The organism is Marinococcus sp. LNHM3E3-2.2 (genome assembly GCF_056034385.1).
The window spans coordinates 1-17299 of the sequence record NZ_JBQLIC010000003.1; the positions used below are offsets into that span (position 1 = coordinate 1).

The following is a 17299-nucleotide window of genomic DNA, read 5'->3' on the forward strand; positions in this document are numbered from 1 at the left end:
CGAACACGGAAGTTAAGCTCTTCAGCGTTGATGATAGCCGGGGGTTCTCCCCCCGTGAAAGTAGATCGCTGCCGGGCACTAAAGCCTTTTTCTCTTACTTGAGAGGAAGGCTTTTATTATATGAAATGATTTAATAATTGAGGTTGACTATGTCTTCAAAGCCCTTTACAATAGTATTTGTGTCTAAATAAGTCATACATAAGCTTACATAGCTGAAACGTTTTATTTTATCTGCTTCCTTAGCTCAGCAGGTAGAGCGCATCCATGGTAAGGATGAGGTCACCGGTTCGAATCCGGTAGGAAGCTCCATTTAATTAAATGACAACGCCAGTCCGAAATGCCGGGCTGGCTTTTTGTATTCAGGCGGCTTTTAACAAAAGACGTGCTGGATAAAGCTACTCCTTATTTTAAAAATTGGCGGAATAGGGTAAACTATACTCGTTCCGGCAAAAGAACGGTTACTGTTAAAGAAGCGGTGGTGAGGTTTAAGTGAGGAAAAAGAAGTACGCTGATTATGCTGAATTAAACGCTGTAGAATTAGAAGGTCGTGATTATGAAATACGTGTACTTCAGGGTCGCCGTAAAGCCCTGGCAGCTCTGGCTCCGCATGGGGGAGCTATTGAAGCAGGAACAAGTGAACTGGTCGAAGAACTTCACCACAGCTGTCACTTTTCCGCTTATGATTTTCGTGCCAAAAAACGTACCGGTAACAGAAGTCTGCATATCAGATCCACACGTTTTGATGAACCAAGAGCCCTCTTATTAGCTGCTGAAGCTTTATTTACAGTTACTCTTCATGGATACCGGGGAGAGGAGAAAAAAACCTATATAGGAGGACTGGATACGTCTACGGCAGACCTTATAGGTACAGAGCTGGCTGCTGCCGGTTTTAATGTGGATTTTGACCCCCCATCTGCTATAGAAGGAAAGTACGAAAACAATATATGTAATAAAAATGCAAGAATGCAGGGAGTACAGCTTGAGATCAGTTCAGCCCAGCGACGTGCTTTTTTCGCTAATGAAGACTTGCGCAGTGCAAATAGAGGCAACCGTCTTTCTTCTTTTTATACGTATGCTGAGGCGATTGGGAGAGCTGTAATACGGGCGGAAACCACCGCTCGCGTGAAAGAAATGCAGATGTCTGAATAAACAACGACCAGGCTGATTTAAAAGCCTGGCTATTACATAAAAAGCTGATAAAATGCGATCACCGCGTTTACAGCAAAAAGAAGACCAATAAGAAACCCTCCCAGTAAAGATACTGTATTAACCCGTATCCGCGGGTCACGGATAGTAAGAGCTACAGCCAGGGTTAAGGTGATGAGCGCTGAAAGATAAAATCCGAGTCGGAGTATTTCATGAGCGCTGTCCCCCAATTCCCATGTCAGTGCCTGATAGATCATTCCCATTCCGAATATAAGCATTACTGTAAAGAAAATGACGCCAGCGCGTCGCAGAACAGACAGGTGAAGCACCTCCATTATTTATCAGTTATATGTATTTAAGTATGCTTGAAAACGAACCAGAGCGGCCCCCGGCTTCGAGATTGCTTCCGGCTCTCTTCCGCCCCCCTTATAAGTATAACGCATGGGAATGATCCGTAATAATAATATTGGGAAAAGAGAGGAGCATTTTATGTTTACGTACCGTATTCGTGAAGATCTCTATTTAAAGCTGCTGGAGCCATCAGATGCGCAGGCTGTTTTTGCGCTGACAGACAATTCACGGACTCATCTAAGACAGTGGCTGCCATGGGTCGATCATACCAATGAAGAAGAGGACACAAAAGCGTTCATCCATAGTGTGCGCCAGGGGTGGGCGGATCAAAAGCTTTTTTCAGCTGGTATCGTTTTTCAGGGAAGCCTTGCAGGCGTAGCCGGCTTCAACCGTCTGGATCATCAAAACAGCCTTGGGGAAATTGGCTACTGGCTGGGAGAGGATTATCAGGGGAAAGGCATTATGACTGACGCTGCGAAAGCATTTATTTCTTATGGCTTTGAACAGCTTGGCTTAAATAAAATCGTTATTAAAGTTGCCGCGGCTAACGAAAAAAGCAAGGCGGTGCCAGAGAGACTGGGTTTTAAGCAGGAAGGGATACTGCGGCAGGAACACTGGCTGCATGATCAATACGTGGATATTGTAGTTTACAGTCTTCTGAATGAAGAATGGAAAATTTAAATGGTCGCAACTGTGCAGGGAAATATATTATAATAATGCAATGTGTGCAAATCCATAATTAGATTGAGGGGTTATTTTTGGTGATTGTAGTAAGTGGAATGATTGGAATTGGCAAAACGAGCGTCGCGCAAATACTTGGGGAAGGCTTGGATTCGAAAGTGTACTATGAGCATGTATCAGAAAACCCGATTCTTCCCTTGTTTTATCAGGCAGATCAAAAAGAAATTAATGAAAAAAGGTATCCATTTTTGCTTCAGCTCTATTTTCTCCGGACAAGGTTCCAATCGATCAAACAGGCTTACAAGGATGACGATGCTATTTTAGATCGGAGCATTTATGAAGATTGGTATTTCACAAAAATTAATCGTGATCTCGGAAATATTAACGATATGGAGTTTTCCATTTACGAAGGCCTGCTCGAAGAAATGATGAAAGAAATTGAAGGGCTTCCTTACAAAAAGGCACCGGATCTTAACGTTTATCTGCGTGGCTCCTTCGAAACAGTAATGGACCGGATTTTCGAACGCGGGCGGGATTTCGAACAGGACGAGGAACTGGTGGAATACTACCGGAAGCTCTGGGAAGGCTACGACGACTGGCTGGAAAATTACTATAGCGCGAGCGATACACTAATTGTAGATATGGATAAGACGGATGTCGTTCACAACCCCCAGGATGCTGAAGACCTGGTGGAACAGGTGAAAGATCTCCTGCATGCGAAAAATAAGATATAGCCAGAATAAAGCTCCCGGGAATAAAGTCTCCGGGAGCTATTTCTTATATAACTAGAAAATTATGCAGGAAAAGTATGGGAAAGGAAAAATATTGAATATTATTGCATGACAATCATTGCAGTAATATTTCAAAAAATTGTAATAGTTTACAGTCTTCTAACAACAATGTGTGAGACCTTGTAGTGCTGAGAGTCGCTACGTATACTAAGCCGTAAGCAAACATATCAAATAAAAAATTAGGAGGTGACAGCGTTAATTTATTAACGGGCAGAATTTATACATATAGGAAACACAACCGTGCCTGAAAGTAACACTGTTAATAAACATAACGTGCACTATTTATGAAAAAATTTGTAATGAGCTCGGCAGTAGCGGCAGCTATTTTATTCGCGCCTTCAGTAGCGGATGCTTCCATCGGGGATCAGAACCTTAAATCAGGAATGAAGGATTCAGATGTTTCGGACCTGCAGCAATGGTTGAATGATAAAGGCTACGAAGCAGGCCCTGTAGACGGTGTTTTTGGTCCACTGACAAAGCAGGGTGTTGAATCTTTTCAGGCAGCGCAAAGCATCTCCGTAGATGGAGTTGCCGGGCCGGAAACGTTTGGGGAAATGAACTTAGGAGATTCGGTCTCCTCGAAAAGCAGCTCAGATTCCTCAGAGGATACAGCAGTAGCCGCAGAGTCTACATATAGCAGCTCTGGATTTGCCCTTCCGGCTTCCGGGCCAGTAACGTCTGAATACGGCCAGCGTGGAAGCGGATCCCATAATGGAATCGATATTGGGTACGGCGGCAGTTCAAGCATTTCTGCTTCTGCTTCCGGAACAGTAACCTATGCCGGCACTATGAATGGCTACGGTAATACAATTATTCTAGAGCACACTGTTAACGGACAAACGTACAATACCCTGTACGCTCATTTAAGGTCCATTAACGTATCAAACGGGGAAGCAGTATCTCAGGGAGAAAGTATCGGTGTGATGGGTAACACCGGCCGGAGTACGGGCAGACACCTGCATTTTGAAGTACATGAAGGTGCCTGGAACGGGGCAAAATCAAACGCTGCTAACCCGCGTTCCTACGTTTCTTTCTAAACAAATATTAAAAACAGCGCAGCCTCTTAATCAGAGGCTGCGCCGTTTTTTTATACAAGTTATTCTTCAGAATCGCTGTTTCCTTCTGATTCAGAAGCTACGTTATTTTCGATGTCTGCATCTTCACGCAGCTGCTCAGTATATTCCTGCTGCTGCTGCTGCTGTTTCTGTGATTCAAGCTGTTGTTCAAGCTGTGGACGAAGGTCCTCAAGAGAGCCTGCTTCTTCTCCCTGGCCTTGCGAAACCTGATCGTATAATTCTTCGACTTCTTCGTCAGAGACTTCTACATCTTCAAGCTCTTCGTCCAGGAGAGCCTGTATCTGCAGGGAAGTTCGTGCTTCCTCGCGCAGTTCTTCTTCTGTGTAGCCCTGTTCTTCAAGAGCCTGCTGGTATTCTTCATCAGATTCAAACTGTTCTCTGAGAGAGCTTACCTGCTCATCTACGTCTTCTTCATTAACCTCATAATCCCCTTCTTCAGCTTCCTGTACTAAAAGCTCCTGGTTAATAAGGGATTCAGCCGTTTGTTCTTTTAGATTTGCCTGAAGTTCTTCATTACTCTGGTCACCAGAGGCGGCAGCTTGAGGAGCATACTGCTCATAGTTAGTAGTGAAAATTGGTTCAAATTCGTCTTTGGTAATTTCTTCTCCATTCACGGTAGCGACTGTGTCAGGTACATCGCTTAAATCCGGTTCAGGTAAATCTTCTGCTTGTTCTTCACCGGAGGCCTGTTCTTCAGAGGATCCTTCATCTGATTCTTCCTGCTGGTTATTTTCTTCGTTGTTATTGGAGTTTTCCTCTGACTGCTGTTCTTCGTTTCCGTTATTGTTATCAGAGGAATTCTCCCCGCCGTCGCCGTTACTGCAGGCACCAACAATTGCTACCGACAGGGCGAGGCCTGTACTCAGAATCCATTTTTTGCTCACTCTGATTTCTCCTCTCCATTGTATGCTCTTCGGGCATTGTAACACACGTCGTTACTCCTGTATGCTTTAATAGTCTATAAAAATGTATAATTATTATGAAAACTTGTAAAAGAAGAAAAAAGTGTTGGAAGTTGCGGGAGATTGTATGGAAATCTCAAAATTTCCCGGGAAATGACCGTAATATTCCAGGAGAAAGAGGTGGACGGTCAGTATGGCTGCGTATATTATGCTTATTATGGTAGTGTTTTTTTATTCTGGAAATATTTTGGTAGGAAAGGCTATCAATGATCTTCCTCCTTTTACGATAGCTTTTTTCAGGCTGATTATTGCTTTTTTGTGCATCATACCCCTGGGATGGAAAAGCGCCTGGAAGGCAAGGAACTTATTTTGGAAGCATAGGCTGCCTCTTATTATTTTAACAGCTACAGGAGTCACGTTTTTTAATACATTCATTTATGGGGCACTCCAATTTACTTCATCGACTAATGTTTCTGTACTGGAAACAGTAATTCCAGCAGTAACCGTTTTATTAAGTACATATATTTTAAAAGAGAGGCTGCGCTATATTCAATGGATTGGTGTCGTACTATCCATCGTGGGGGCGCTGTGGGTAGTAATGAATGGGAAACTGTTTGCCGTAGCAGAAATGAACTGGAATGCCGGCGACGGTATTATGGTAGGGGCGGTGGCCTGCTGGTCCATTTATTCCATCGCTGTTAAACGTTATATGCATCTGTTTCCTCCCTACGGTGTACTGCTCGTAATGACAGGAGCCTCCATTATATTATTACTTCCTTTTATTACGGCAGAGTGGCTCCTTCTCGGTGTGCCTTCCTTCACCTTAAGCGAACAACTGCCAAGCCTTGCTTATCTGGGGCTTTTTCCAGGTTTCATCGCTCTATTGTTTTATAACCGGGCAGTAGACCAGCTTGGTGCCTCAAAAGCTTCAGTTTTCCTGAATTTTCTTCCCGTCGTTACGATGGCGGGGGCGGTGCTCTGGCTTGGAGAAACATTAACACCGGCTAAGATGATTGGGGCCCTGATTGTGATAGCCGGGGTGCTGCTTACCACACAGGGAAAACCAAAACGGTTTCCTGCAGAACAAACGAAAAAATAGTCCGTAAAAAGCTGCTTCTCCCGGATAGGGAGAGGCAGCTGTTAGTGTTCTTCGGGCGTCTCTGGGCCGGAGAGGGCTCGCTGGTAAAAAACAAGATCAAGCCATCGTTCAAACTTGTACCCGGCTTTTTTTACCGTGCCCACGTATTCAAAATCCTCCGTTTCGTGCAGATAGATGCTTCCCGGGTTGGAAGAGTCTATGCCGGCGATCATAGTGGCGAAGCCTTCCCGTTCCGCCTGGTCGATTAAGGCACGGAGCAGGGCACGGCCGATCCCGGCACCGCGGGCGCCGGGGTGAACATACACTGAATGCTCAATGGAGTATTTGAAAGCTGCCCAGGGACGGAACGGCCCGTAAGCAGCATACCCCTGGACCTTTCCATTCTGCTCATAAACAAAAACAGGAAGGCCGTTTTGCTTTTTTGACCGTAGCCATTCCAGCCGGTTTTCTGCCGAATAGGGATGGTAATCGTAGACAGCGGTCGTGTTTATGATTGCGTCATTATATATCTCGGTAATTGCGTGAATATCTGCTTCTTCAGCCTGACGGATGCTCATAGGAATTCCCCTTTCTCCGCTTAAAAATAATACAATTCCTTGCTTTTAGCAATCATTATGTATAAAGAAAGGAAGAGCAGGGAATATATTTGAAGGACCGTAAAGAGAATAGCCGAAGAGGCTAAATAGGAGGGAGAGCAAGATATGACACTAAAAGTAGTTTTTGATTCCGGGATCGCCGGTAGTGACCGCATTCAGGTGAATGATGAAATTACGCTGACGTATACGTGTGAGCATTATGAACCAATAGACGGCTCTCCATATTTTAAAGTGAATTTTGAAACAAAGGACCCTTTCGAACCGGAGAAGGGGACTGTCTATTTTGATGGTACAAATTCCAGAGTGGATAAGTACGGTCATGTGTTTTATCTTTTATAAAAAGAAGCTGCCTGTGCGGCTTCTTAGTACATAAGAACAAGTGGGAGTGCGGGCCATGTGGTTTATTTTAGCGCTGTTAAGCGCCGTGGTGTTTGGTTTTTCTTCTTTTTTCATGAAGGTTAATTCTTTTTGGCAGCTGCCGTTAACGCCTTTTTTGACAGGGCTCTACGCTAGCGGGAGCTTCGGTTTTCTGGTATATGCTTTAATGGAGGAATCCTTGCATATGAACCTCGCAGTGCTTTTTAGCGGGATAATGGTGGGGGCGGGGTCCACGTTCGGAAACCTTCTATACATGAAAGCTTTAAACGTTGGGCCAGCGAGTCTTTCCTCTCCGCTGGTAAATACAAACATTCTGCTGATTGTTCTCCTGGGTGTGCTGGTATACGGGGAGCAGATTGGAGCAGTGCAGTATGCGGGCATTGGTTTAATTATGGCAGCTATTGCTGTGCTTCCGTTGGATCCGAAGGAGGACTTCTCGATAAAAAGCGGCATATGGTATGGCTTTATTTTAACAGCCACATTATTTATGTTTTTCCGGAATGGAGGGCTGAAAATAACAGAAGAGGCCGGACTTGAGAATACGCCGGTATTGTTTACAGGCTATCTGTTTGGCATGCTGTATTCGTTATACGGATGGCGCCGGGAAAAGAAGCAGCAAGCCCGTGCCACTGCTCATATACATAGGAAAAAGGCCTTTAGGTGGGGGCTGGTTACGGGGGTCTTTTCGTTCGGAGGGATGCAGCTATATGCTGCCGCTCTTCGGGAAGGACCGGCAAGTATTATTTCTCCTCTGTTTGCAGCTCACGCGCTTTTAGTAGCGGTGCTTTCCATGCTTTATCTGCAGGAGCGCATTACCAGGTATCAGGCAGTAATCCTTGCAGTGGTTCTTATAGGGATTGTTTTTCTGCGACTGTAATACAAAAATCCGCCAAAAAAGGCGGATTTGGGCTTTATGCGCGTTCGCCAACGACAGCGAAGCGCTGGTGTTCATGAGCCGCTGTTTCCATTTCATCGACAACTGCCACCGCGTAATCCGCATAGCTGATATAGCTTTCCTGATTGCTGTTAAGCGGCAGTACGTCATGGGAGGTGGAATAAGATCCGGTGCGTTTGCCCTCTGCATCAAAATTTACAGCCGGACTGATAAATGTCCACCGTATGCCGGTTGTCTGCTGAAGGTCCTGTAAATTCCGGCTCTGCCCGTTAGCGGTGGGCTTTACCGCTTCGGGAAATTCCGGCGTTTCCACGACGCGGGTGGTTTTTCCGTTATCGGTAAACAGGCTGCCGGCGCCGCCCACAACGATGAGACGGGGAGCTGCAACTTCCTGAATAATAGAAATCAGGTGCCGCCCGGCTTCTACATGTGCTTCTTCTTCCCCCAGTCCGGCTCCAAACGCATTCACCACCACGTCAAAGTCTGATACATCTGAAGCAGTTAAAGAAAAAAGGTCTTTTTCTTTTATATGCATGCTGCTCTCAGGAAGCTTCGAAGCGTCCCGGACGATGGCTGTCGTCTCTATGCCCCGGGCTTCTGCTTCTTTTAAAATATGTCTGCCCGCTTTTCCGGACGCTCCGATAATGCCTGCTTTCATACCTTTATCACACCTTTGTTTATAGTTTTTACAGCTGGCATATACGAGTAGAAAAGCTTTATACAAAGAGATGGGCAGTTACGTCCGCCAGGCTCTGCTTTTCCAGCTCGGCTTCCATAGCATTCTGTGCCCGCTTAAAGGATTCGTTGAGAGTGCTTTGAATATTTCGACCGACAGGACAGTCAGGGTTTGGGCTGCTGTGGGTGGAAAACAGCAGGTCCTCCTGCTGAACCGCCCGGTAAATATCAAGGAGCGTAATATCTTCCGGCGCTTTGGTGATTAAAGCACCGGAGATGCCGGCCTTCGTCTGCAGCAGGCCTGCCTGCTTTAGCATACCTGAGATCCTGCGGATAACGACAGGGTTTGTATTGACACTCGCTGCCATGTAACTGGAGCTTAGTCTTCGCTCCGGCTCACTTGCAAGCAGCGAAAGAATATGAACAGCGACAGAGAATCGTGTATTTATCATTGTTGTTGATCACCACCTGTAACTTAATGGTTTCAAAACGATCATAAAATAGCAGCTTATAAAAGTTCAGTACCATTTCTTATTTCGGCTTCCTGGCTTCAAAATTGAACGATGTTAGCCAAGTGCTTTTAACTATACCCATTTTCATCAATAATAGAACCAGAAATCGAGATGGGCCGGATCTCCTGAAAGGAGCAGTGTTCAGTGCTCGGCGTTTTCCGGTTCTACGTGCACGTGGACGTCATGTACACCGTGCTGCTCGATTAGAGCGTATTCGACTTTTGTAGCTGTGTTGTGTGCTTCCTGGATATCGAGTGAAGGATCCACAAGAATGGTAATATCCACCACGGTGTTGTTCCCGTAATTTCTTGCTTTAATATTCCGGACTTTCTGCACGTCGTACAGCTTGGAAATTGTTTCCCGGTAATCTTCAATTTTATTTTCATCGAACCCGTCGGTGAGCTGCAGGGCTGCGCCACGGAAAACATCCCAGCCTGTTTTAATAATTAATAAGCCCACAAGAGCAGCTGTCAGTGGATCGAGCCAATACAGCTGAAACTGAGCACCAATAATGCCAATAACTGTGCCGATACTCACCATGGCATCGCTCCAATTATCCTTAGCTGCAGCCATAATAGAGGGACTGTTAATTTTTTTGGATAAATTTTTGTTGTAGGTGTACACACCAAACATACAGACGGCGGCAAAAGCGCCGACAAATGCAGAAATTAAGCCGGGCGGCTCGGACGGTCCGGCGAGAATAGACTGCACCGCGCTCACAAATACCTGAAGACCGACAGCAAGCATAATAAAAGAAGTAAACAAAGAAGCCACCATTTCTGCTTTCCAGTGGCCGTAAGGATGGTCAGCGTCCGGCGGCTTCTGGGAATAGCGGAGGCCGAACAAAACAGCGATCGAAGCGATAGTGTCTGTTAAATTATTTAAACCGTCGGCGCGCAGGGCCGCAGAATTAGCCAGCTGGCCGACAGTGAGCTTTAAAGCAGAGAGAAATAAATAAGCGAAGATGCTGATGATAGCTCCCCGCTCTCCGCGTTTTAAATTACGAATACGTTCATCATTCATATGACCGGTCTCCTTGCGCAATTGATCGATCTATAGAGTAGCAGGAAAGCTGCCATTGAGTCTACAGCAACGTTTTTCTACAAAGGTATAAAAATGACTAAAGGGAAAGAAAGTTGCTTGATCGCAAAATACGTAATAATGTATAAAGTATAAGCTTTTTGTTCCCAATAGTCTGTAATATTTGTTATACTAAACCCATCAACCAGTTATATAACAATGAACCATTCGTTATGCTTGGGTGAACCGTGGGAAGAACCTATTAGCAGTAACGGGTGGCATCAGCTATCAAGGAGGCCAATAGAATGGTTGAAAGAAATGCAGACGTAGAAGAATTTTTAAATTCGCTCCCGGAACAGCAGAGTTCGATATTCCGCTACATGCGAGATGAGTATGAAGCATTGGCAGAGCGGGGGGAGCGGTTCGACGAAGCTAAGAATGACGAACATGTAGAAATTCTGGCCAGTAAAAAATTCGACGTCTCTCCTTTAGAAGCTGGCAACATTTACGCGACGGTAGAATCGCGTATTAATGCTTTTGAAGCTCTGCGTTCTTCGTAAAAAAACTCTAAAAGACCAACGACGAAAAAAACCTGCTGGCTCAGCAGGTTTTTTGTGTAGAGAAGCTGGAAAAAGACTGGTTTTGCTTAAATAATTCTCTGTACTGATAGGTCCGTCGTTCAGAAATAGCTGTTAAGAAGAGCAATCTTTCTGATACAATATACCCGTAGCTTTCATTAGAGGCGGAGGAACAAGGCATGAAAACGATCTTTTGCAGTCTGCTTTTTGTTATAGGGGCAGCTTTACTAATTAATGCATCATTTTTTGCACTTCCGCAAAAAACCGTAGCATCCCTTTTGACTCACCAGGATGAACCGAAGAATGCAGACGTTATTATTGCTCTCAGCGGTGATTTTGAACGTTTATACACAGTAGCTGATTTAATAGAAAAAGGCTATGCGGATAAAGTGATCTTAACCAATGGAGAAGATGGCAGCTTTAATGAAAATCTGGCTGTGCGGGCAGGAATACCTGAAGAAGCAATTATTATGGAAAATCAGGCAGTCAGCACTCATGAAAATGCTGTTTATTCAAAAGAACTTATGCAGGATCGGAATTTTGATTCTGCCCTGGTAGTAACGAGTGACTACCATATGAAACGGACCAAAATTCAATTTGATGATGTGATGGCAAATACGGGTATTACTCTGGATTACGTCCCTCATGTGCATGCGGAGGAAGCCTGGGGGCCCAAGCACGTACAGCTTTGGAAGGAATTTTATAAACTGACGGGTACTATAGGGATCGAATCGTGGGACCGTATGTCATAAAAAAACGAGCAGATACTTTCTGCTCGTTTTTATTTGCTTAAGACCGGACAGAGCCGTGAGGGTCAATAACGAATTTCTTCGCCGCCCCTTTATCAAAGTCCTGGTAGCCTTTAGGTGCGTCATCCAGCGAGATCAGCGTGGCATTTACTGCTTTGGCAATCTGCGCTTTATCGCTTAGAATCAATTTCAGCAAATTGCGGTGGTATTTCATGACCGGAGTTTGTCCGGTAACGAACGTATGGGCCTTTGCCCAGCCTAAGCCGATACGGATTTTCAGGGAGCCCTGCTTGGCGTCATCGTCAGAAGCACCTGGATCCTCTGTCACGTACAGCCCCGGGATACCCAACTGCCCGCCGGCTTCGGTGACCGACATGATCGAGTTCAGCACGGTCGCCGGGGCTTCCTTCGCGTCGGGCCCGTGGCCGGATGCTTCAAAGCCAACGGCATCAACGGCGCAGTCTACTTCCGGTATACCGAGGATCTGCTCAATCTGCTCGCCAAGACTGTCATGCTTTGTTAAGTTTACAGTTTCGCAGCCGAAGCTTTCTGCCTGCTTCAGGCGCTGTTCATTAAGGTCACCGACAATAACAACGGAGGCACCGAGAAGCTGTGCTGAGTGAGCGGCTGCAAGTCCTACAGGTCCTGCACCGGCGACATACACAGTCGAACCGGGACGTACACCTGCAGAAGCGGCTCCGTGGAAGCCGGTTGGGAAAATATCTGAAAGCATGGTCAGGTCCATGATTTTTTCCATCGCCTGTTCTTTATCCGGGAAGGCGAGCAGCTGAAAGTCTGCATAAGGAACCATAACATATTCAGATTGACCGCCTACCCAGCCGCCCATGTCTACATAACCATAAGCGCCGCCCGGTCGCTCAGGGTTTACGTTCAAACATATATGAGTTTTTTGTTCCTTACATAATTTACATCTGCCGCACGCTACGTTAAATGGTACAGAAACAAGATCGCCTTTTTTAATAAACTCTACGTCGCGTCCCACTTCCACTACTTCCCCTGTAATCTCATGTCCAAGAGCCAGTCCTTTAGGTGCAGTTGTACGGCCGCGCACCATATGCTGGTCGCTTCCGCAAATATTTGTCGTCACAATCTTAAGAATAACACCGTGTTCACATTTCCGTCCTGCGTTAGACGGCGGGACTCCGGGGCCTTCGTGAAGTACTAAATCAGGATAGCCAATGTCTTGAATTTCAACGTTACCAGCACCTTGATAAACCACTGCTTTGTTGCTCATCCTTTGATTCCTCCTCATAGTAGTGAAGTAGGAGCGCTTACGCCCTATCCCCAGTTTATTTGATAAAACGTTTTCAAGAAAGTAGGCACTTTCTTGTTTGTTGCTTTCCGCTATGATACTATGTATAAAAAAGGGAGAGCTTTCATATGATGGATCCATTCCAGGCACATTGCGAGATGGAAGTGACGCTGGCTGTAATTAGTGGCAAATGGAAAGCAGACATTGTTCGGATACTCTCCGATGGTACTCCACGCAGATACGGCTTTTTTCAGAAAAACCTCCCTGAAGTTACCCCGAAGATATTGACTAATCAGCTGCGTGAACTCGAAAATGCGGGTATTTTGACACGTGCCATTTATCCAGAGGTGCCGGTCCGGGTAGAGTACCAGCTTACGGAAGCCGGAATGGGTCTTCTCCCGATTTTAGAAGCGATGGAAAGATGGGCTCAAAGCTATACGAAAAAAATTTAGTGAATTGGTTGTAAAATACAGCTTAGCATCCCCTTTTATATATAGAAGCCGCAATATACCGGCTGACTATATGAAAAAGGGGATGTTTTAATGTTTCAAGAACTGCCTCAGCTCGTCGACGTCAGGGGAAGCGTGAAAAGAAATGGTTCTTACCAGAAGCGGTCGCTATCACAGATTACAGGAATCGCAAGACACCATTCAGCAACCACAAGTGGTGATGCTTTTTCCTTTGCCAATTATCATGTGGATTCCCTCGGCTGGCCAAGCGTTGGTTATCATTTTGTAATTACGAGAGACGGGACGATTCAATGGGCCAATGGAATCGACCGGATTTCATATCATGTGGGAAACAACAATACGCCATTAATAGGTATCTGCCTGGTGGGAAGCGGTTCGTTTACCGAAGCACAGGAACGTTCGTTTTTTGATCTTCAGGCAGCACTTCGGGGGACAGAAGGAGTTGGTGTTTCCATCAGTAATATGAAAGGACACCGGGAATATCGCGGCCACTCCTCAAACACGTGCCCGGGCATCGATATGGATAGTGTAAGGGAGGCGGTGCGTGAGGGCCATCCAGTAGGGGAAGACTTGACTCCGACGCTTCGTCCCGGTGACAACGGTCCGGCAGTCGCCCGGATGCAGCAGATGCTGCTTGATGCAGGGGAAAAACTGCCGCTGTACGGCACAGACGGAGATTTTGGAGACGAAACAGAAAACGCAGTCCGTTCCTTCCAGGATTCGCAAAATTTAACCATAGACGGCATTGTTGGCCCGAACACATGGGAAGCTCTCGAAAACTTTGCAGTGAAAGGAAAACTTGCGGTAGTCCTTGCCGAGGTGCTGAATGTACGCTCCCGTCCATCCTTTGATGCTGACGCCGTAGCGGGAACGGTCAGTCAGGGAGAAGCATTCACCATCACGGAAAAAGTGAAGGTGGACGGAAGCAGTACTGAAATGTTCCGGTTAAAATCAGGTTTATATATCACTGCTCATCCAAGCTATGTACAGGTGAAGTAAAAATGTTTGGGAGGTGGGTGCCATAGAGCACCCACCTTTTTTCCTATTTTTTTCTTTTTTATAATATATATCCAAACAAATAGCTTTTATCTATATAATGGGCATTATGCGGCGGTAAAAAACAGAATATTCCGATCAGATTTTGACACCGCATGCATTTTGAATTGAAAGGAGTGCAACTATGCCAAGAAGGAAAAAAATCGGGCTGATTCTGGGACCGGGCTTATTTGCTTTACTTTTTTTCATCCCACCACTTACCGGTCTTGAAAGCGAACCGAGAGCAGTACTTGCCGTTACAGCCTGGGTAGCTTCCTGGTGGATTACAGAAGCCCTGCCGATACCGGCTACCTCTCTGCTGCCTATCTTTCTGCTGCCAATCACAGGAGGGGCGGATGAAGAGACAGCAACCATGGCGTATGCCGACCCTATTGTTTTTATGTATATGGGTGGTTTTACCATTGCTCTTGCGATTGAAAAATGGAACTTACATAAACGGATCGCGATGACAATCATTTCGTTTGTCGGTACTGGAAGTCAGCGCATCGTGCTGGGCGTTATATTGGCGACTGCTTTGCTTTCCATGTGGATTTCAAATGCTGCGACGGCGTTAATGATGCTGCCGATTGCACTGGCGCTGATTAAAGAGGTGAAGGATAAAGATTTCTTTGATGAAGTATCCTTGAACCGTTTTGCTAAGGGACTGCTTCTTTCAGTAGCGTATGCGGCTTCTATCGGCGGGCTGGCGACATTAATAGGGTCAGTGCCCAATGCTGCTTTTGCAGCCGTAGCTTCTTCCAATCTGGATCGTACGGTTACCTTTGCCGAATGGTTTTTGTTTGGTTTTCCTTTAACGGTTATTTTGTTGACCGGTCTTTATTTTTATTTAACGAAAATTCAGTTCCGTGTGAAAGCGCAAAAGGACATTTCAACAGATTTTGCCAGGAACCAGCTAAAAGATCTGGGACCGATGTCGTTTGAAGAAAAATCGGTGCTGACAATCTTTACAATTGTCGGTTTTCTTTGGATTACAAGCGGATTTATTCCCGAAGCCTATCGTCTGTCTGATACTTCCATCTCAATTATTGGAGCCACGTCGATGTTTTTGCTTCCGGCTAAACAGGAGAGAGGCGGGCTCATGGTATGGCAGGATATGAAAGAGCTTCCGTGGGGCCTGCTTCTGCTTTTCGGAGGCGGCTTGTCTCTCGCGGCTGCGTTTGAATCTTCGAATTTAACAGGATGGTTTGGGGAGCTGTTGGGGGGACTTGAAGTGCTTCCTTTTGTATTAATTTTAATAGTTCTTGCTGCCATTGTATTATTTATGACAGAAATCATGTCCAATACGGCCGTATCGAACATGCTGATGCCGATCAGCATCGGCCTTGCGATGGGAATTGGGGTAGACCCTTACGCCATTATGGGGATCGTGGCTCTCACTGCCAGCTGTGCCTTCATGCTTCCCATATCGACTCCACCTAACGCTGCGGTTTTCAGTTCAGATTATTTAACCATCGATGATATGGTCAAGGCCGGATTTTGGATGAACATTGTCGCTATTTTTGTTATCGTGGCATTTGTTTATTTCTGGCAGCCGGTCGTATTGAATTATTAATCGGCTGGGAAGGGTTATTTTATGTACACATATGATAAGAGTATCGTAGAATTTCTTTTTCCATTTGTGCTTATATTGATTGTTTGGTTCATATTCGACGGGCTGCTGCGGCGGAAAACCAAATTGCCCTATAAAAATAAACTGAAGCGTCGAAGAAGTAAATCAGTAATTATAGCAGAGAAGCTTTTGGAATGGACAGGGACGGCGTTTGTATTATTTTTTACCATTAGCTCAGGAGACTTTTTAATATGGCATTTGATTTTTCTCGGGATGCCTTTGGCTTTAGTGCAACTAATTCAGGGAACGGAGCAGCGGGAAAATGTACCGGAATCGAAAGCCCACTGGCATTCGTTTTTAGGGGCAGTATTTACTGCAGCTCTGATTTCCCGGGCGCTTGTGTTCCTTTACTAACTTCTAAAAGGTCAATATCCAGTTCAAATAAAAAACCGCCCTCTGCAAGCATGCAGAAAGGCGGTTACTTAAAATATGAGGGTATTAATCGATTGATTTTGCACCGATGTAATGCTCTTCCCAGTAGTCACTGGTGGTATCGGCTGTTTCCACCCCGCCTGAGCCGGAATGGATCATTTGGTCGTCTCCAATGTATATGCCGCTGTGCGAAGCGCCTTCTGTGTCATACGTGCCTTCATAAAAGACAACGTCGCCAACGTTTGGCTCTTCTACGAATTCCCCGTTGTTCTGCCAGATGCCTTCATGGGTTCTTGAAACGTCTGTGCCGTTTTCTTCAAACACGTAATTGATAAAGCCGCTGCTGTCCAGGCCGCTTGCTGTAGTTCCGCCCCATTCATAAGGAGTGCCTAGTACGCTTTCCGCGGAATCGACAAGGCCGGAATCAGAGGCATTGGCTGATGTGCTTTCAGTGGAAGGCTCCGAAGATTCTTCTGAAGACGCGGAAGCAACTTCTTCGCTTTCATCATTATTTTCACTGTTCCCGCTGCTGCTTTCTTCTGTGTCACTGCTTGCCCCGGAGGAGTCTTCTGCTTCATCCAATGCTCCCATTGTTTCAGGGCCTGCGATGCCATCTATGCTTAAATTATTTTCTGTTTGAAATGCTTCTACAGCCTGTACAGTTTCATCATCATAAGTACCGTCAGCTTCGGAGGTATAGTAATCAAGATCGCTTAAAGCCGACTGAAGAGATTCTACACTGTTGCCGGTATCGCCAAGATAAAGCAGAGTGTCCTCATTAGATTCAGTTTCGTTTGCTGTATCAGAAGAGTCGCTTTGGCTGGAAGTGCTGCTTTCGTCTGACTCAGGGTCAGCGAAGGCATCAGCGTTTCCGCTTAAAGCCGGTGTTAGAGCTAAAGCCGTTACGACGGCAGAGGATAATATATATTTTGGTGCTTGTCTGTTGGATTTAAACATTCAGGTTCCTCCTCGTGGTGTAAATCAATTTATCGAACCACGAGTAAGTGTAACAAACAGAAAAATACGGGAGGTTTCATCCAGATTACGTTTTAATAACGTTAATTATAAAA

General features: G+C 45.6%; 20 protein-coding genes, 1 tRNA gene and 1 rRNA gene. 15 read left to right on the forward strand and 7 right to left on the reverse strand.

The genetic code is table 11. The features are described from left to right. The 6 genes from rrf to ACTRXF_RS04945 form a co-directional block, all read left to right on the forward strand. Positions 1 to 77, forward strand: a 5S ribosomal RNA gene (rrf, locus tag ACTRXF_RS04920); the annotation flags it as partial. A gap of 156 nt (positions 78 to 233) precedes the next feature. Then, positions 234 to 309 (forward strand) — tRNA-Thr (locus ACTRXF_RS04925). A gap of 180 nt (positions 310 to 489) precedes the next feature. After that, entirely contained in the window at positions 490 to 1149 is a 660-nt protein-coding gene (locus ACTRXF_RS04930; protein ID WP_474260840.1) for a poly-gamma-glutamate hydrolase family protein, read from the forward strand. A gap of 486 nt (positions 1150 to 1635) precedes the next feature. After that, positions 1636 to 2178 carry a GNAT family N-acetyltransferase gene (locus ACTRXF_RS04935; protein ID WP_474260841.1) on the forward strand — a complete coding sequence of 181 codons (543 nt, stop codon included), beginning with the start codon at positions 1636 to 1638 and terminating at the stop codon, positions 2176 to 2178. Between the two features lie 80 nt (positions 2179 to 2258). Continuing rightward, positions 2259 to 2912 carry a deoxynucleoside kinase gene (locus ACTRXF_RS04940; protein WP_474260842.1) on the forward strand — a complete coding sequence of 218 codons (654 nt, stop codon included), beginning with the start codon at positions 2259 to 2261 and terminating at the stop codon, positions 2910 to 2912. A 341-nt stretch (positions 2913 to 3253) separates the two neighbouring features. Continuing rightward, the gene (locus ACTRXF_RS04945; RefSeq protein ID WP_474260843.1) at positions 3254 to 4006 is read left to right on the forward strand and encodes a peptidoglycan DD-metalloendopeptidase family protein; all 753 of its coding nucleotides are present in this window, start codon (positions 3254 to 3256) and stop codon (positions 4004 to 4006) included. 59 nt (positions 4007 to 4065) lie between these two features. Here ACTRXF_RS04945 and ACTRXF_RS04950 read toward each other — a convergent pair whose 3' ends face one another. Then, entirely contained in the window at positions 4066 to 4929 is an 864-nt protein-coding gene (locus ACTRXF_RS04950) for a SurA N-terminal domain-containing protein (RefSeq protein ID WP_474278135.1), read from the reverse strand. Between the two features lie 211 nt (positions 4930 to 5140). On the opposite strand from ACTRXF_RS04950, the gene ACTRXF_RS04955 reads away from it, so the two are divergent. After that, a complete protein-coding gene (locus tag ACTRXF_RS04955; RefSeq protein ID WP_474260845.1) occupies positions 5141 to 6046 on the forward strand; it encodes a DMT family transporter in 906 nt (301 codons plus the stop codon). A 41-nt stretch (positions 6047 to 6087) separates the two neighbouring features. On the opposite strand, the gene ACTRXF_RS04960 is transcribed toward ACTRXF_RS04955, so the two are convergent. After that, a complete protein-coding gene (locus ACTRXF_RS04960; RefSeq protein WP_474260846.1) occupies positions 6088 to 6603 on the reverse strand; it encodes an N-acetyltransferase family protein in 516 nt (171 codons plus the stop codon). A gap of 144 nt (positions 6604 to 6747) precedes the next feature. On the opposite strand from ACTRXF_RS04960, the gene ACTRXF_RS04965 reads away from it, so the two are divergent. Both ACTRXF_RS04965 and ACTRXF_RS04970 read left to right on the forward strand, forming a co-directional pair. Beyond that, positions 6748 to 6981 (forward strand): hypothetical protein, encoded by a 234-nt coding sequence (locus ACTRXF_RS04965; protein ID WP_474260847.1) that lies wholly within the window; start codon positions 6748 to 6750, stop codon positions 6979 to 6981. A gap of 55 nt (positions 6982 to 7036) precedes the next feature. Beyond that, positions 7037 to 7897, forward strand: a complete 861-nt coding sequence (locus ACTRXF_RS04970; RefSeq protein ID WP_474260848.1) for an EamA family transporter — start codon at positions 7037 to 7039, stop codon at positions 7895 to 7897. Positions 7898 to 7931: 34 nt separating this feature from the next. Here the strand turns inward: ACTRXF_RS04970 and ACTRXF_RS04975 are convergent, their stop codons facing one another. The 3 genes from ACTRXF_RS04975 to ACTRXF_RS04985 all read right to left on the reverse strand — a co-directional run bounded on the left by ACTRXF_RS04975 (position 7932) and on the right by ACTRXF_RS04985 (position 10125). After that, positions 7932 to 8573 (reverse strand): NAD(P)-dependent oxidoreductase, encoded by a 642-nt coding sequence (locus ACTRXF_RS04975; RefSeq protein WP_474260849.1) that lies wholly within the window; start codon positions 8571 to 8573, stop codon positions 7932 to 7934. Positions 8574 to 8631: 58 nt separating this feature from the next. Next, entirely contained in the window at positions 8632 to 9042 is a 411-nt protein-coding gene (locus tag ACTRXF_RS04980) for an Rrf2 family transcriptional regulator (RefSeq protein WP_474260851.1), read from the reverse strand. Between the two features lie 201 nt (positions 9043 to 9243). Beyond that, complete coding sequence (locus tag ACTRXF_RS04985; RefSeq protein ID WP_322526588.1) at positions 9244 to 10125, reverse strand: cation diffusion facilitator family transporter; 882 nt, start codon at positions 10123 to 10125, stop codon at positions 9244 to 9246. 302 nt (positions 10126 to 10427) lie between these two features. On the opposite strand from ACTRXF_RS04985, the gene ACTRXF_RS04990 reads away from it, so the two are divergent. Together ACTRXF_RS04990 and ACTRXF_RS04995 are read left to right on the forward strand one after the other, a co-directional pair. Continuing rightward, on the forward strand, positions 10428 to 10682 hold the full coding sequence (locus ACTRXF_RS04990; RefSeq protein ID WP_022794243.1) for a hypothetical protein: 255 nt from the start codon (positions 10428 to 10430) through the stop codon (positions 10680 to 10682). A 197-nt stretch (positions 10683 to 10879) separates the two neighbouring features. After that, complete coding sequence (locus ACTRXF_RS04995) at positions 10880 to 11452, forward strand: YdcF family protein (protein ID WP_474260852.1); 573 nt, start codon at positions 10880 to 10882, stop codon at positions 11450 to 11452. A gap of 37 nt (positions 11453 to 11489) precedes the next feature. On the opposite strand, the gene fdhA is transcribed toward ACTRXF_RS04995, so the two are convergent. Beyond that, positions 11490 to 12704 (reverse strand): formaldehyde dehydrogenase, glutathione-independent, encoded by a 1215-nt coding sequence (fdhA, locus tag ACTRXF_RS05000; RefSeq protein WP_474260853.1) that lies wholly within the window; start codon positions 12702 to 12704, stop codon positions 11490 to 11492. 146 nt (positions 12705 to 12850) lie between these two features. On the opposite strand from fdhA, the gene ACTRXF_RS05005 reads away from it, so the two are divergent. The 4 genes from ACTRXF_RS05005 (at position 12851) to ACTRXF_RS05020 (ending at position 16211) form a co-directional block, all read left to right on the forward strand. After that, complete coding sequence (locus ACTRXF_RS05005) at positions 12851 to 13174, forward strand: winged helix-turn-helix transcriptional regulator (protein ID WP_474260854.1); 324 nt, start codon at positions 12851 to 12853, stop codon at positions 13172 to 13174. Positions 13175 to 13264: 90 nt separating this feature from the next. Then, a complete protein-coding gene (locus ACTRXF_RS05010) occupies positions 13265 to 14191 on the forward strand; it encodes a peptidoglycan-binding protein (RefSeq protein ID WP_474278137.1) in 927 nt (308 codons plus the stop codon). A gap of 181 nt (positions 14192 to 14372) precedes the next feature. After that, a complete protein-coding gene (locus ACTRXF_RS05015; RefSeq protein WP_474260856.1) occupies positions 14373 to 15800 on the forward strand; it encodes an SLC13 family permease in 1428 nt (475 codons plus the stop codon). Between the two features lie 21 nt (positions 15801 to 15821). Beyond that, the gene (locus ACTRXF_RS05020) at positions 15822 to 16211 is read left to right on the forward strand and encodes a DUF4181 domain-containing protein (RefSeq protein ID WP_474260857.1); all 390 of its coding nucleotides are present in this window, start codon (positions 15822 to 15824) and stop codon (positions 16209 to 16211) included. 84 nt (positions 16212 to 16295) lie between these two features. Here the strand turns inward: ACTRXF_RS05020 and ACTRXF_RS05025 are convergent, their stop codons facing one another. Next, on the reverse strand, positions 16296 to 17186 hold the full coding sequence (locus tag ACTRXF_RS05025) for a C40 family peptidase (RefSeq protein ID WP_474260858.1): 891 nt from the start codon (positions 17184 to 17186) through the stop codon (positions 16296 to 16298). Between the last annotated feature and the right edge of the window lie 113 nt (positions 17187 to 17299).

Excerpts from the sequence above, each read along its gene's own strand:
- ACTRXF_RS04935 (WP_474260841.1), top strand. The coding sequence starts at position 1,636 with ATGTTTACGTACCGTATTCGTGAAGATCTCTATTTAAAGCTGCTGGAG.
- ACTRXF_RS04945 (WP_474260843.1), top strand. The coding sequence starts at position 3,254 with ATGAAAAAATTTGTAATGAGCTCGGCAGTAGCGGCAGCTATTTTATTC.
- ACTRXF_RS04955 (WP_474260845.1), top strand. The coding sequence starts at position 5,141 with ATGGCTGCGTATATTATGCTTATTATGGTAGTGTTTTTTTATTCTGGA.
- ACTRXF_RS04960 (WP_474260846.1), bottom strand. The coding sequence starts at position 6,603 with ATGAGCATCCGTCAGGCTGAAGAAGCAGATATTCACGCAATTACCGAG.
- ACTRXF_RS04965 (WP_474260847.1), top strand. The coding sequence starts at position 6,748 with ATGACACTAAAAGTAGTTTTTGATTCCGGGATCGCCGGTAGTGACCGC.
- ACTRXF_RS04970 (WP_474260848.1), top strand. The coding sequence starts at position 7,037 with ATGTGGTTTATTTTAGCGCTGTTAAGCGCCGTGGTGTTTGGTTTTTCT.
- ACTRXF_RS04975 (WP_474260849.1), bottom strand. The coding sequence starts at position 8,573 with ATGAAAGCAGGCATTATCGGAGCGTCCGGAAAAGCGGGCAGACATATT.
- ACTRXF_RS04980 (WP_474260851.1), bottom strand. The coding sequence starts at position 9,042 with ATGATAAATACACGATTCTCTGTCGCTGTTCATATTCTTTCGCTGCTT.
- ACTRXF_RS04985 (WP_322526588.1), bottom strand. The coding sequence starts at position 10,125 with ATGAATGATGAACGTATTCGTAATTTAAAACGCGGAGAGCGGGGAGCT.
- ACTRXF_RS04990 (WP_022794243.1), top strand. The coding sequence starts at position 10,428 with ATGGTTGAAAGAAATGCAGACGTAGAAGAATTTTTAAATTCGCTCCCG.
- ACTRXF_RS04995 (WP_474260852.1), top strand. The coding sequence starts at position 10,880 with ATGAAAACGATCTTTTGCAGTCTGCTTTTTGTTATAGGGGCAGCTTTA.
- fdhA (WP_474260853.1), bottom strand. The coding sequence starts at position 12,704 with ATGAGCAACAAAGCAGTGGTTTATCAAGGTGCTGGTAACGTTGAAATT.
- ACTRXF_RS05005 (WP_474260854.1), top strand. The coding sequence starts at position 12,851 with ATGATGGATCCATTCCAGGCACATTGCGAGATGGAAGTGACGCTGGCT.
- ACTRXF_RS05010 (WP_474278137.1), top strand. The coding sequence starts at position 13,265 with ATGTTTCAAGAACTGCCTCAGCTCGTCGACGTCAGGGGAAGCGTGAAA.
- ACTRXF_RS05015 (WP_474260856.1), top strand. The coding sequence starts at position 14,373 with ATGCCAAGAAGGAAAAAAATCGGGCTGATTCTGGGACCGGGCTTATTT.
- ACTRXF_RS05020 (WP_474260857.1), top strand. The coding sequence starts at position 15,822 with ATGTACACATATGATAAGAGTATCGTAGAATTTCTTTTTCCATTTGTG.
- ACTRXF_RS05025 (WP_474260858.1), bottom strand. The coding sequence starts at position 17,186 with ATGTTTAAATCCAACAGACAAGCACCAAAATATATATTATCCTCTGCC.